Origin of the sequence: Methanoculleus sp. UBA291, from assembly GCF_002499755.1 — an archaeon.
Lineage (GTDB): Archaea > Halobacteriota > Methanomicrobia > Methanomicrobiales > Methanoculleaceae > Methanoculleus > Methanoculleus palmolei.
Genome location: NZ_DANC01000020.1, coordinates 102,597 through 115,816 on the forward strand (window position 1 = coordinate 102,597; position 13,220 = coordinate 115,816).

General features: G+C 61.5%; 15 protein-coding genes. 10 read left to right on the forward strand and 5 right to left on the reverse strand.

From position 1 onward, the window contains the following. Positions 1-10: 10 nt before the first annotated feature. A complete protein-coding gene (gene truA, locus BP737_RS04695; protein ID WP_292408643.1) occupies positions 11-814 on the reverse strand; it encodes a tRNA pseudouridine(38-40) synthase TruA in 804 nt (267 codons plus the stop codon). After that, positions 811-1,476, reverse strand: coding sequence for a PHP domain-containing protein (locus BP737_RS04700; RefSeq protein WP_292408640.1), 666 nt, complete (start codon positions 1,474-1,476; stop codon positions 811-813). Before BP737_RS04700 ends, truA begins: the two co-directional genes overlap by 4 nt. Before the next feature lie 43 nt (positions 1,477-1,519). On the opposite strand from BP737_RS04700, the gene BP737_RS04705 reads away from it, so the two are divergent. The 6 genes from BP737_RS04705 to BP737_RS04730 all read left to right on the forward strand — a co-directional run bounded on the left by BP737_RS04705 (position 1,520) and on the right by BP737_RS04730 (position 7,341). Further along, on the forward strand, positions 1,520-2,944 hold the full coding sequence (locus BP737_RS04705; RefSeq protein WP_292408637.1) for a dihydropteroate synthase-like protein: 1,425 nt from the start codon (positions 1,520-1,522) through the stop codon (positions 2,942-2,944). Between the two features lie 188 nt (positions 2,945-3,132). After that, positions 3,133-3,921: a fasciclin domain-containing protein gene (locus BP737_RS04710; protein ID WP_342685967.1), complete on the forward strand. Its 789-nt coding sequence runs from the start codon at positions 3,133-3,135 to the stop codon at positions 3,919-3,921. A 95-nt stretch (positions 3,922-4,016) separates the two neighbouring features. Continuing rightward, positions 4,017-4,388: a Mov34/MPN/PAD-1 family protein gene (locus tag BP737_RS04715; RefSeq protein WP_342685968.1), complete on the forward strand. Its 372-nt coding sequence runs from the start codon at positions 4,017-4,019 to the stop codon at positions 4,386-4,388. Continuing rightward, complete coding sequence (locus BP737_RS04720) at positions 4,385-4,837, forward strand: FAD synthase (RefSeq protein WP_292408631.1); 453 nt, start codon at positions 4,385-4,387, stop codon at positions 4,835-4,837. The genes BP737_RS04715 and BP737_RS04720 overlap by 4 nt, the downstream gene beginning before the upstream one ends. Before the next feature lie 49 nt (positions 4,838-4,886). Continuing rightward, complete coding sequence (locus tag BP737_RS04725; RefSeq protein WP_342685969.1) at positions 4,887-5,567, forward strand: small multi-drug export protein; 681 nt, start codon at positions 4,887-4,889, stop codon at positions 5,565-5,567. Positions 5,568-5,856: 289 nt separating this feature from the next. Then, positions 5,857-7,341, forward strand: coding sequence for a PAS domain-containing protein (locus BP737_RS04730; RefSeq protein WP_292408625.1), 1,485 nt, complete (start codon positions 5,857-5,859; stop codon positions 7,339-7,341). 11 nt (positions 7,342-7,352) lie between these two features. Here BP737_RS04730 and BP737_RS04735 read toward each other — a convergent pair whose 3' ends face one another. Continuing rightward, positions 7,353-8,036, reverse strand: a complete 684-nt coding sequence (locus tag BP737_RS04735) for a M48 family metallopeptidase (protein WP_292408622.1) — start codon at positions 8,034-8,036, stop codon at positions 7,353-7,355. Positions 8,037-8,162: 126 nt separating this feature from the next. On the opposite strand from BP737_RS04735, the gene BP737_RS04740 reads away from it, so the two are divergent. Next, complete coding sequence (locus tag BP737_RS04740) at positions 8,163-8,756, forward strand: hypothetical protein (protein WP_292408619.1); 594 nt, start codon at positions 8,163-8,165, stop codon at positions 8,754-8,756. A gap of 21 nt (positions 8,757-8,777) precedes the next feature. On the opposite strand, the gene BP737_RS04745 is transcribed toward BP737_RS04740, so the two are convergent. Continuing rightward, positions 8,778-9,221 carry a DUF61 family protein gene (locus tag BP737_RS04745; RefSeq protein ID WP_292408617.1) on the reverse strand — a complete coding sequence of 148 codons (444 nt, stop codon included), beginning with the start codon at positions 9,219-9,221 and terminating at the stop codon, positions 8,778-8,780. 517 nt (positions 9,222-9,738) lie between these two features. Between BP737_RS04745 and BP737_RS04750 the strand changes: the two genes are divergently transcribed. Both BP737_RS04750 and BP737_RS04755 read left to right on the forward strand, forming a co-directional pair. After that, positions 9,739-11,244, forward strand: coding sequence for a glutamine synthetase family protein (locus BP737_RS04750; RefSeq protein ID WP_342685970.1), 1,506 nt, complete (start codon positions 9,739-9,741; stop codon positions 11,242-11,244). Positions 11,245-11,361: 117 nt separating this feature from the next. Continuing rightward, on the forward strand, positions 11,362-11,676 hold the full coding sequence (locus BP737_RS04755; RefSeq protein WP_292408611.1) for a hypothetical protein: 315 nt from the start codon (positions 11,362-11,364) through the stop codon (positions 11,674-11,676). Positions 11,677-11,821: 145 nt separating this feature from the next. Here BP737_RS04755 and BP737_RS04760 read toward each other — a convergent pair whose 3' ends face one another. After that, entirely contained in the window at positions 11,822-12,499 is a 678-nt protein-coding gene (locus tag BP737_RS04760; protein ID WP_342685971.1) for a VTT domain-containing protein, read from the reverse strand. Positions 12,500-12,637: 138 nt separating this feature from the next. On the opposite strand from BP737_RS04760, the gene BP737_RS04765 reads away from it, so the two are divergent. Beyond that, positions 12,638-13,210, forward strand: a complete 573-nt coding sequence (locus BP737_RS04765; protein ID WP_292408604.1) for a methylated-DNA--[protein]-cysteine S-methyltransferase — start codon at positions 12,638-12,640, stop codon at positions 13,208-13,210. Positions 13,211-13,220 lie beyond the last annotated feature (10 nt).

A 13,220-nucleotide genomic window follows, 5' to 3' on the forward strand; every position in this document is an offset into this window, starting at 1 on the left:
CAGACAGCGGTCATTCCGGCAGTCTCTCTTCGGGTGTAAGGCGTGCGGACACCTCCGCCATGATCATGGCGCGACGATAACGGTCGGCGAGATATCGGCGACTCTTTTCATCAACCGGGAGCGGTGTAAAGGAGACTCCGCAGTCGACCTCCCAGAGGACTAATCCCCCGGGTGGAGCTGCAGGGAGCCCCCGTCCCGCCGGTTCCTCGAGGAGCCGGGCAATCTCTCCGGCATTCGCTTCGCCCTTCCCCACCCGTTCCAGCGCCGTCGCCATACACCGAACCATATTCCAGAGGAAACTCTCTCCTGTCACCTCGAAGACGACGAAGGGCCCGTCCTCATAGACCTCTGCCGTGACGATCGTTCGCTCCGGATTCCGGTCGCCGACGCGTGCAAACGACGAAAAGTTGCGTCGGCCGACGAACTCCCGGGCCGCTTCATGCATGGCCGCGGTGTCGCCCGGAGCGGGGAAGAAGTAGTAGCGGTAGGTTCTTGCTACGGCGCTGTATCGCGGGTGGAACCCGTCCGGCACCCCGGTCCATCCCGTGCACCAGATGTCCTCCGGGAGCACCCGGTTCAGTACCGCGACCGCCCGATCCGGTTTATCGGTCGTGAAGGAGCAGACCTGACTCCGGGCGTGCACCCCGCGATCGGTGCGGCCGGCGGTGACGAAGTGTGCCTCCCGCCAGTCGTCGAAGAGTTCGAGGCGCCTGCATGCCGCAACGAACTCGCCCTCCACGGTACGGAGCCCCGGCTGCATCTGCGAGCCGAAAAAGCAATCCCCGAAGTAGGAGTAGCGAAACGCCAGGTTCATCGATGTACCGTTCGTCGTATCCTGCGAAGAGCGCCCTTGATGGACTGACGGGTGTAGGTGCGGAGCGGGGTCATCCTCCCTCCCGCCATCGTCCGCCCTTCCCGGATCGCAGAGAGGATGGAGGCCACATCCGGCTCGGCCGTGACGTACGTGACCCCGAACCCGACGTACCGGGCATTGTGGGCGTCGCTCCCGGCAACGCCGGGCTTCCCGAACTTCCGTGCAGCGACTGCGGCCTTCCGGTTCGCCGATCCCGTTATATAGCGGCTGTTGAAGACCTCTACCGCGTCAACCGCTCCGATACTGGCCGCAAGCCTCCTCCCGACGCCGTGGCGCCAGCGGTGGTAGGGATGCGGGAGGATCAGGAGAGCGCCCCGGTCCCGGGCCAGGGCGACGGTCTCGAAGAAGTCGAGCCCTGGCGGCAGGGGTTCCGCGACCCCGAGGGCGAGGAGATGGCCCTGTTTCGTCGAGATCTCGATGCCCGGGATCACGGTCACGGAGGTCTTGCACTGCAGGGCATGGCGGGCCCCCTCCACGGTATCATGATCGGTGATCGCAATGGCGTCGAGACCGACCGCCTCCGCCCGCCGGAGGATCTCCTCCACACTGCTCTCTCCGTCTTTGGAGAACCTGGTGTGGACATGCAGATCACAACGCAACATAAGATCAGAATATTTGTCATCCGCTGAATAATAAGTGAAGTGTATGCGCATTCTTCTCCCGACCGGATCGGAAACGATCGCAATCGTGAAGGCGGCGGCCGAGCGATTCAGCGACCGCTACGAGATTGATGTGGCGGTCATCGGTCATATCGCGTCGTTCCTCGCGCCGGGCGACCTCAGGAGGCTGCTTACCGGCGGCACCTACGATATGGCAATCGTCCCGGGGATGTGCACCGCATCCTTTGCCGAGGTCGAACGCGAGACCGGCGTCCCCATCTACCGGGGCCCGCGGCACGCGGCCGATCTCCCGCTGGTTCTTTCAGTGCTCGACAGCGTCCGGCTCTCGAAGACCGTCCCGGCCGATGACTTCCTTACGGAAACGCGCCGTGAGGAGGCCTGCCGACGGGTTGCGCTCCGGGAGGCGGAGGCGGACGCCGATTTCATCATCCGGGGCCTGAAGATTGGCGGCGGTTCGCGGATGAAGGTGCTTGCGGAGATCATGGACGCGCACAAGCGGGATGATATCCTCGCTGACGTCCGGCAATTCTTCGCCGACGGCGCCGATATCGTGGACCTCGGGTTCGGGTTCGACGCCACCCCCGACGACGTTGCGCGCTGTTTTTCGGCCCTTACGGGGGTAGAAGGTCCCCTTGCGGTCGATACGCAGGACCCGCTCCTCATCGCAGCGTCGCTCTTCCGGGCGGACCTGGTGCTCTCCCTGCACGAGGGGAACATCCCCCTTGTCGCGGCGGCGGTCGCGGATGCCGGGGCGGCCGCGGTCGTGGTGCCGCGCGAACGGACGCTTTTAGAGAACCTGGCGGCCGCAGCAAAAGCCGGGATCTCCCGGCTGATCGCCGACCCCCTTCTCCAGCCGGCGGGGTCCGGGCTCGTCGACTCCCTCTCCCGGTTCCCGGAGGCCCCGCGTCCGCTCTTTTTCGGGGCGGGAAACGTCGTGGAACTGCTGGACGCCGATTCCCCCGGGGCGAACGCCCTGCTCGCGGGGATGGCGTACGAGGTCGGCGCCGCTATCGTCTTCACAAGCGAGCACAGCGATAAAACCAGGGGATCGGTGGCGGAGATGCGGCGGGCGACGGAGATGATGTCCCTCATGACCGGCCGCCCGTATCCCAAAGACCTGGGGCTCGACCTCCTGGTCCTGAAAGAGAAGCGCCGGCGGCGGGAACCTCCGCTGGAGTACGACAACATCACGGATGCCCGCCCCGCCCCGGACGAGATCGTCTACGACCCGCTCGGGTGCATCCGCATCGGCATCGAGGGAGACTGTATCGTTGCGGTACACCGGGGTCGCGCCGTGCGGGGCAGGTGCTGGGAAGACGTCTTCCATACGCTCCTCCAGAACGGAAGTATCTCCCGGCTCGACCACGCCGCCTACCTCGGAAAAGAACTCTTCAAGGCGGAGCTTGCCATCCGGTTCGGGAGAAGTTTCGAACAGGACGGGCCGTTCTGAGCGGCCGCGCATATTCATAGCAGCGGGTGCCGGCTCCAGTCCGGAGTTCCGAACCGCATTATATAATAATATTTATATATTCAAGAGTCCATTCAATCTGCCCGCGGCAGCGGTGAGCAGTGCCGAACTGTTCGAGGCGGGTGTCATCAGGACCCCCGGCCAGGGTTCGTAAACGTGGGTGAGACAATATGAGACGAACTCTTGTTCTATTCGGGTTCGCAACGGCGCTGATCGTCGGCATCGCCGCCCTGCCGGTCCTGGCGGCGGCAGACGCCGACGTTGATATCCCGGGAGGATTGTATTATCCTCCCTCGCTCACGGTCGAAGGCAACGCGAAAATAACCTGGACGAACCATGACATCGTAAGCCATAGCGTCACCAGCGCGGGAGGGCTCTTTGACTCCGGGCCGATCGAGCAGAATGCGACGTTCAACCACACGTTCGCCGATACAGGGACCTATCCGTACGGCTGTACGTTCAACGCTTCGACGCAGCGGACGCCCATGCAGGGCGTCGTCATCGTCGTTCCTGAGGGGATGATGGTCGATCCAGGTGGGAACGTAACCCCGGGGGAGGAGCCGGCGAACACGACGCTGACCGATCTGGTTGCCGGGGAAGGGAACCTGACCGCCTTTGCAGGCTCCGTCGAAAAAGCCAGACTTGCGAAGACCGTGCTCTCTAACGACACCGAGGTGCTGGACGCGCTGATCCTGCACCACATTGTGAGAGGAAACCACACCACAGAAGATCTGACTGCGTTCGCCTCCGCCGTCGGAAACGAGACCGTTCTTGAGACGCTCTCCGGCGACAATCTCACCGTCGGGACGGCTGGCGGCACCCTCACGCTAGGGAATGCCACCGTTGTCGCGTCCAACATCACGGCAGCGAACGGCATCGTCCACATTATCGATACGGTTCTCGTGCCGCCGGAAAATGCGACCCCGGCAGCCACGCCGGAGGAACCGGTCACTCCTTAACGATCCCCTGTTTTCCCGGGTCCCGACGCGTCGGTGCAGAGAATTCTATGCCGACGCGAGGGCTTATGTTCCCTTCTCCCCAACTATTCTGGAGAATGGCTATACACGGGATCAGCAGGGATCTACTTGGGATACTCTTCGAACTCGGGCGGGAACATCATCCGAACGAGTTCATTGCCGTGTTGCGGGAGCGGGACGGCATTATCCGGGACCTTGACCTGGTGCCGGGTACTACCGTCGGGGAAGAGAGCGCCTCATTCTTCGTCGATATGCTCCCGCTGGACGTCCACCAGGCCGGCAGCGCCCATAGTCATCCGAACGGCGTCCTCTCGCCGTCGCCCGCAGATCTCAGGTTCTTTCCCACGGTGGGCCGGTATCATATCATCGTCGGGTATCCCTACGGCAAAAGAGACTGGCGGTGTTATCGGGCGGACGGCAGCGTGACAACCCTCGAGGTGGTCGAATGATCCGCGTGGTTGCAACGGGGACGTTCGATATCCTGCATCCCGGACACCTCTATTACCTCGAAGAATCACGGAGGCTCGGCGATGAACTCTTCGTGATCGTGGCGCGGGACGCGAACGTGAAGCATAAGCCACGGCCGATCCTCCCGGAAGATCAACGGGTCCGGATGGTCCGGGCATTAAAACCGGTCGACCATGCGCTCCTCGGGGACCTGCATGACATGTTCAGGCCTATCGCCGAGATCCGGCCCGACATCATCACGCTCGGGTTTAATCAGCACTTCGACGAGGAGGACCTCCAAAAGAGGCTCCGGGACCGTGAGCTTGACGCGGAGGTTGTCCGGATATCCGGGTACCCCGGTTCGCTTGCCAGTTCATCGAAGATCGTCGAGCATATCTTCAGGACCCGGGCCCCCTTCCCTCCCGCCGACCCTGCTCGCGAGGGGGAGTGATCCCGGGTCATCGGAAACGCGGGGACTCTCCCGCAGGTGACGGCGGTTCATGCGGCGGATTGATGCATGGGGCGATGACGAGATCGATGCCCGGCCGAGCTGGCTGAAGGTCTCGGTCCCTTTTCTGCTCTGCGGGGCATTTCTTGCCGTAGTGTGGTTTTTCCTGCCGGCGGAGCAGTGGCTTTTCCTCGTCGGGATGCTGGTCGCCTATGTCGTTCCGCCGCTCGGCCGGGAGACGATCATCCCGGCCTGCATCCTTTTCGGGGTCCCCTGGTGGCTTGCCGCATTTTCCCTGGCGTTTCTGGACTTCGCCGGCGGGCTCTTCATGGCCTGGAACTTTCCCCTGATCCTGCGCCTCCCCTACTTCGGCCCCTGGGTCCGGCGGTTTATGGAGGCAGGTCGGACGTTCCTTGACCGGCGGCCATGGCTTGAGCGGCTCTATTTCGTCGGCCTCATTGCTTTTGTGAGCCTCCCCTTCGACGGGTCGGGGAGCATCGTCGGCTCCATCGTCGGGAGGATGCTCGGCATGACGAAGACGGAGGTTCTCTCCTGCATCACCGTCGGCGGCCTCATCGGCAGTTTTACCATCGCTCTCGGTATCGACTGTGTTCTCAATCTCTTTCCGACAAGAGCCGGGCTCTGGATATCTCTCGCTATCTTCCTTTCGATCGGCATCGCGCTCCTCCTGATGTACCGGAGTTATTCCCGGGGACGAGAGGTTGACACCTGATATCGCACGGGATAGATGACCCTCTGCAGTCTTCTCGTCGACGCGAGTGAAAACAAAAATTATATATCTGACACCGGGGATTGATCAACCTAACCGGTTCGGGTTTCTCCGGAACTGCAGGGATAGCTCTGTTTTGCTGCCCCGGGACGATCAGAAAATGGCTCCGCATACCTCGGATCGTTCGTCTTTCGACGAGCTTATGCAACGTAATGGCGTTCAGGACTGTCGGAGAGGAGACGATTCGTTCGTCGGGGGGGTTCAGCCCGCCACCCCGGGTGTAACTGCTGCGATGCTGAGGCAGGTCATCGAGACCTCGCTCTCCGGGATCTGCATTGCCGACCGTGAAGGGCGTATAATCTTCGCCAACGCTTCGTTGCTTGCGATGTGGAGGTACGATCTGCGGGAGATCGTCGGACAACCCGTGGGCCTCCTCTGGCTCTCCCGGGACGGGGGGCTGGACTGTATCGGCTGTGTTCTCTCCACCGGGCGTTGGAACGGGACGGTCGCTGCCCGGCGGAGGGATTCAACGATCTTTTATGCCCGGATGGCGGTCAGCACGGTCTGTGACCCCGAGACCGCCGATCTCTGGTTTCTCGTCTCCTGTGTTGAAGGTTCCGTGCAGGGGAAGGTGGAGGATGCATCCGGACATCGCCACAACCTTGAAGGAGCCGTCGCGGCGATGCCTGCACGCTTTATGGACCCGACCGAGATCGATCCGGCTATTGACGCCTCGCTTGAGAGCCTCGGGCGTGCGTGCGGTGCTTCGCGGGGCTACCTCTCGCTTTTCAACGACTCCCGGACACTCATTGGTACGACGCATGAATGGTGCATGCCGGAGCAAAAACCCCATCGGGGGGAGTTTCAGAAGTTCCTTACGCGTGACCTACCCTGGTGGATCGCGCAGATCCTTGAGGACCGGACGGTCTATGTGGATGGAACGTCCGGAGATGGGCGGCTGCGCAGGGAGGAGCGCGATTTCCTGAAGCGGCACGGCGCTACCGCGACGCTGATGCTTCCCCTCCGCATGAGCGGGGCGGTCGTCGGCTTCGTCGGATTTGATCGGAACACCGACAACGCCCGGTTCGCAGACGAGGATGTCGTGCTCCTCGCTGCGGGAGTCAATATCATCGCAAGCGCGCTCGATCGGAAGCAATCCGAGTACCTTTTTCGGGAGTCGGAGGACCTTTACCAGATCGTCCTTGACGCCATCACCGATACCGTCATCGTCGTCGATACCGGGCTCACCCTCCTTCTCGCAAACGACGCTTTCATCGCCTGGTGCGAGGAACTCGGCCTCGCAACGGACGTCGTCGGAAAGAACCTCTTCATGGTCCTGCCGTTCCTTCCTCCCTCTGCGCGGCAGCAGTACGAGCGGGTCGTGCGGACCGGGCGGCCGCTGACATCGGAGCGCTCTCTCAAACTCGGTGACCGAACCGTGTTCCTCCGGGAGATGCGAATCCCGATCTTCGAGGGCGGGGAGGTCGCGAAGGTCATAACCGTCTCCCGGGACATCACCGCCCAGAGGGAGGTTGAAGACCTGAAGGCGAAGGCCTACAGTCAGGTCGAGCGGAACATGGAGCAGTTCGCCCTGCTTGCCGATCATATCCGGAACCCGCTCCAGGCGATCATGGGGCATGCCGAGTTGATCAACGATGCCGACGCGACGGAGAAGATCCGGCAGCAGATACAGCGGATCAACGGGATCATCGACCAGCTCGATGATCGGTGGGCGGAGTCGAGAAAACTCTCCCTGTTCTGGCGAAAATATTCCTGATGCCGTCCCGCTCAATTCCTGTTCCCGAGCGAATTCCAGACTCTGTTTCGTTCGAGGATGACCCAGTAGCGCCGCAGTTCGGCCTCCGCCGCCCGATAGTCGGGGTAATGGTCGCCGACGAGAAGCCAGAACCGCTTCGAGTGGTTCCGCTCGCGGAGGTGGGCCGCCTCGTGGACGATGATGTATTCCCGCAAGGGGTCGGGAAGGGCTATGGCCCGGAGGTTGACGTTGAGGTTCCCGAGCGACGAGCAACTCCCCCACCGGGTCTTTTGGGCCTTTATCGCAATACGCCCCGGCCCCTGCCCGGTAAGGTCCGGGTAGGCCTTCAGGCGGTCCCCGACATCCTCCCGCAGCATCCGGGCAAGGCATCTCCGGAGGCCGGGGGCCGGCGGGCAGGTGACGCTGCCGGAAGCATCGTCGACCGCGAACCGGGCGCCCGGGACCGGGCGGTAGAACCGTCCGCGCAGGAGGAGCAGGTCCTCCTTTCCGTGCCCTTCGGCGGCGAGACTGTCAAGTTCTTTGCGTCGTTCTTCGATCCAGGCCGCGTTCTTCTGCAGGAATTCCGTGACGTCGAATGACGGCGGTGCGACCACCCGCAGGGTCCCGTCGGGCCGCACCTGGAGCCGTGCGGCCCGCACGGCCTTCCGGACGATGGTTGCGACGGCCGGGGCGCTTCCCCTCTCTCCCCGATTCATGGGATCAGTACTGGGACGGCAGTGAGAAAAACCCACGCGATCCGAAGCGCATCTTTACTTGATAGCGACAAAGAGTTATTGCAGGGCTCCCGTTCGAGCGCTCGATCGGGTGCAAGGGTGACAATCATGAGCGAGAAAGAACTCAAGATCGGCGATATTGCGCGCCTCGCCGGGGTCTCCGAGCAGGATGCCCGGACACTCGTCCAGACCTACGACAGTCTCTTTACCTATCGGACCATCGGCCCGGTCAAACTCTTCCCGCAGAAAGCGGTCAAAACTGTCCGGGATCTCGTGGAACTCTCCGGATCTGGCCTCACTCGCGATGAAGTCGCAGAGGAGATCCGCTCCGGCGGGAAGCCGGCCGCACCGGAGGAGCCCGCGGGCGAGGTCGACCGAACCGGTACCTCTCTTTCGCCCGAGGTGGTGATCGATCTCAGGGTGATGCGGGATACGCTGGCCCGGCAGGAACGTCGGATCCTGCGCCTGACTGAAGACCTCGAACGGGAACGTGACCTCCGGAAGGAGGAGAACGACCGATTTCGGGAGGTCGCCGGCCGTCTGCAGGAACGGCTCGACCGGCAGCAGAAAGAACTCGCGGTCGTCGCAGAATGGGTGGACTACTTCGACCGACAGATGGATGAGGTCTCCCGCCCCGCGCTTGAACGGGTCCGGCGGACCCTCGGGAGAAAGAGTCATCCGGGAGAGCCGGCCGGCCGCTGAACGTCCGGCCCCGCCCGTCGTCTAACGCATCATGATCTGCACGGCCGTCGGATACCGGTTCATGACGGCGTATACGAGCGGTTTCGCCATCCAGAGCCTTCCGCCCTGCATCCTCCGGAGGGGGCTGATCTCCTGGAGACACTGCAAGACCTGCACCGCAACTTCGTCCGCGAGGAAGAAACTATCCGGGACCGTGGAGTCGAAGTAAAAGATGATCGGAAGCCGTAATCGCCTCTGCAAGTCCCCCGGAAGGCCCTGCTCCAGCCGGAGCAAGACCTCACGGTCAAAGTCGTACCGGGTCCCCCCTTTCGTGACGGACGCGGGGTGTTCCTCCTGCAGGAGCCGGGAGAGGCGTTTTCGTTCCGCAACGACACCGTCGTTGATCCTGCCGATCTCCAGCCGCATCCATTTGAGAAGGGTCGATTCGTCGCTTGCTGAGGGTCGGTTCGGCATGTCTGCTCCCATGGTGATCGTCCCGGGGTTCGGGTACAATAGACCGGTCTATGCGATACAATATATATCTGCCCCCCTTCAGGGGTGGGTTGTCGACTGCTCGCAGAAGTCAATGATACCGGGCTCCGGCAGACAACATCCGACCTGCAAAGCATGAGGTCGTCCCAAAAAGATCTCCGAACCTTCGATACACCCTGAACGGAACACTTTCATCCAAATACCTACCCACAAATTTCACCCTGACCGCGGACAACCACACCTGTGAGTCGGACCATGTGCCCCGGGGTCAGGAGTTGTCCGACTGCGAGGAGCACGGTCCGGCTCATACCCGGTCGACGGTGTCGCCCGGGGTTTGGGTATGCCACAGAGGAACGCTCAACCTGGGCTCCCGGTGCGGGCTGACGTGGCAGAATTTCGGGAGAATGCTGAATGAACCTCCCTTTGTCGTCTGGAACAAGAGTTCACCCGTTGAGCCGGATGCGGAAAGGAGAACACGCATTTATACGGGCGGAGCCAACGTTATGAAAATATGAGAGATTCTGAACTCCAGATGAACCCACGCGATCTGATCCGTTTTCTCAAGAAAGACCCGGTAGAGTTTACCAAAGAGGATATCCTCCGGTTCTGCGAGGAAAACGGAATAAAGATGGTCAACTTCCGCTACGTCGCCGAGGATGGCAAGCTCAAGACCCTCAACTTCGTCATCTCCTCTAAGGAGCACCTTGACGCCATCCTCTCCGACGGGGAACGGGTCGACGGCAGCAACCTCTTTTCATTTATTGAGGCCGGGAGCAGTGACCTCTACGTGATCCCCCGCTACCGCACGGCTTTTGTGAACCCCTTTGCAGAAGCGCCGACACTTGAGTTCCTCTGCTCGTTCTACGACAGCGACGGAAAGCCCCTGAAGAGTGCGCCCGAGTACGTGCTCCGCAAGGCCGACGAGGAGTTTACCCGCCGCACCGGGTGCACCTTCAAGACCCTCGGAGAACTTGAGTATTACGTCATCTGTTCGCGGGACGACCTGTATCCCGGCCGCGACCAGAAGGGTTACCACTCGGCGGAGCCCTTTGTCAAGTTCTCGGGCCTGCGGGACGAGGCGATGCGTCTCGTCGCCCGTGCCGGCGGCAAGATCAAGTACGGCCACTCGGAGGTCGGATGCTTCTACAACGAGGACACCTACTACGAACAGCATGAGATCGAATTCTCGCCGATGCCGGCGGAGCAGGCGGTCGAGCAGTTGATCCTCGCCAAGTGGATTTTGCGGATGCTCGGCAACCAGTACGGCGTCGAGATCAGCTTCGCCCCGAAGATCACCGTAGGTAAGGCCGGGAGCGGCATGCATTTCCACATGCTCGTCGAGAAGGACGGCCAAAACCTGATGGTCGAGGACGGCAGGTTAAGCCCGTTCGCCCGGAAGATGATCGCCGGCATCCTTGATGCCGCCGACGCCCTGACGGCGTTCGGGAACACCATCCCGACGTCCTACCTCCGCCTTGTCCCCCACCAGGAGGCGCCGACGACGATCTGCTGGGGCGACCGCAACCGCTCGGTCGTGGTCCGCGTGCCCCTCGGATGGATCGGCGCGGACGATATGGCCCGCGACGCCAACCCCGGCGAGACCGGACGCCGCGAGGAACGGCCGTCGAAGCAGACGGTTGAGTACCGGGTCGGCGACGGTTCGGCCGATCCCTACCTGCTCGTTGCCGGCCTCATCGCGGCGGCTCTCCGCGGTATCGAGATGCCTGGCGCGCTTGAGATGGCTGAGCGGCTCTACGTCAGCGGGAACATCTTCCGGCCCGAGTTTAAGGAGCGTCTCGCTGAGTTCCGGCAGCTCCCCGCTTCCTGTGTTGAGTCCGCCGAAGCGCTTGAGGCAAAACGGACGATCTTCGAGGAAAACGGGGTTTTCCCGGCAGGCATGATCGACAGCCGGATCGCCTCTCTGAAGGCCTTCAATGACCGGGGGTTGAGCGAGAAACTCTACGGCGACAACGAAGCGATCCGGGAACTGGTCGGGCGGTATATTCACGTGGCGTGAGGGCCGGGGCAATCGGCTCTTTGAAAATTCTCTTTTTTTTGACGGCATATCAGCCGGGGGGCAAGTTATTATTAGGAGAAGACCCAGAAGAGTTGGCTCCCGGGAGGAGGAATCCATATGAAAGGCGAAGCAGAAGAAAGGATTGCGGAAGGATCGGGGCCGGTAACCTTTACGTGCTACCGCATCACCCCCGGCGAAGGGGAGGATACCCCAAAGGAGGATATGAACACCTACAGCATCGTGGTGCTGCTCCCCGACGGGGACGTCAAGCATCAGATTGTCTGGGCGCGGGCCCCCGAGGATATCAGCGACGCTATCAGGGTCCCCTCCGGCTCACGGGTGATCATGACTGAGATGAAGAGCCCCCTTGTCTGGGACAGCGAGGAGGTTGGAGCGGAGGAGACGGTCGCGGAGGCCGCACCGGCCTCCTGACCTCTTCGTAAGATAGCGAAGAGGGAAAAAGGCTTTTTTTGAGCGGGCGGGGGGAGGACTGACGCATCCTCCCCGGCACCGGTCGCTAAAACCCCGGATTTCGCGGGCCGCGACGCAAAAAAAACAAGTTCTTCCGAAACGGGTATTACAGTTTTCTGACATCGAAGATCATGGAGGCCACCCCGATCAGAGAGACGCCGATGATGACGAATATGACGATGTTGATGTTTTCGGAGATGATAGGAATATTCCCGAAGAAAAACCCCGCGAGAACGAAACTCAAAACCCACAATACTCCGCCCACTACGTTAAACGCAAGAAACCTGGGGTAGTGCATCTTTCCTGTCCCTGCCAGGAACGGCGCCAGAGTCCGGACAAACGGAACGAATCTGGCGATAATTATGGCTTTTCCTCCATACTTTTCGAAGAACAACTCCGTCTTCTCAATATGATGTTGTTTGACGAAAGGGATGCCTCTTGAGAGAACCCGGGTGCCGAACAGTCTTCCTATCGAGTAATTCAACGTATCTCCTGCAATCGCCGCCAGCATCAGCAGAGCGAGGGAGAGCAGGATGCTGAGGTCCCCCTGTGCGGCAATTGTACCCACGAGGAAGAGAAGCGAGTCACCCGGAAGGTAGGGGGTGACGACAACCCCCGTCTCGAAGAATACTATGAGGAAGAGAAAGAGGTACACGTATACCCCGTACTCCTCTATAATAAGAGGCAGGAAGGTATCGAAGTGTATGATAATATCGATGAGATTCCCTATCTGTTCAAGCATCCACCCTCTGTTTGTGCCGGTACCATATATTTGCTGTGTCAACGGGACCCTATTCCGGTCGCGGCGATTTCAGAGCAGTCAGGATCGTCCGGGCCACCCACAATATCGAGAAGAGGTTCATTCCCGGACCGATCGACCTTCCGACCGCAAGTGAGATAGAAACCGCGGTACACTCTGATCATGGATCGATCCATTGGTGATCGGCCCGATGCGATGCCGGCGGTCATTGAGATCGCGACACGGTTCGGCCCGGTCCGCCTCATCCTGTCTCTTTCCGGGTCGAAAGTGCAGAGAATCCTCCTCCCCGGCGACCCCCGGGCCGATGCGGTGCCGAACGCGGACCTGCCTTCCGGCAAGGAGCCCCGGGATAACGGCATCAGGGCGTTGATCGCCGGGATACAGTCTTTCCTTAGGGGAAACGATGTGCGGTTCGATATCGATCTCCTCGACCTTGATCGGTGTCCGCCCTTCCAGCGGCGCGTGCTCCTTGCCGAATACGGCATACCCCGGGGTTACGTCAGTACCTACGGGCGCATCGCCCGACACCTCGGGAACCCCGGCGCTGCCCGGGCGGTCGGCAACGCGCTTGCCGGGAACCCGTTTCCCCTCGTCATCCCCTGCCACCGCGCCCTGCGAACGGACGGGCGGCCTGGCGGGTTTCAGGGCGGGCTTGCTATGAAACAAAGGCTGCTCGAGATGGAGGGGGTCAGGTTCCGGGACGGACGGGCGATCATGGACCGGATGTGGTACTAAAACTGCCCCC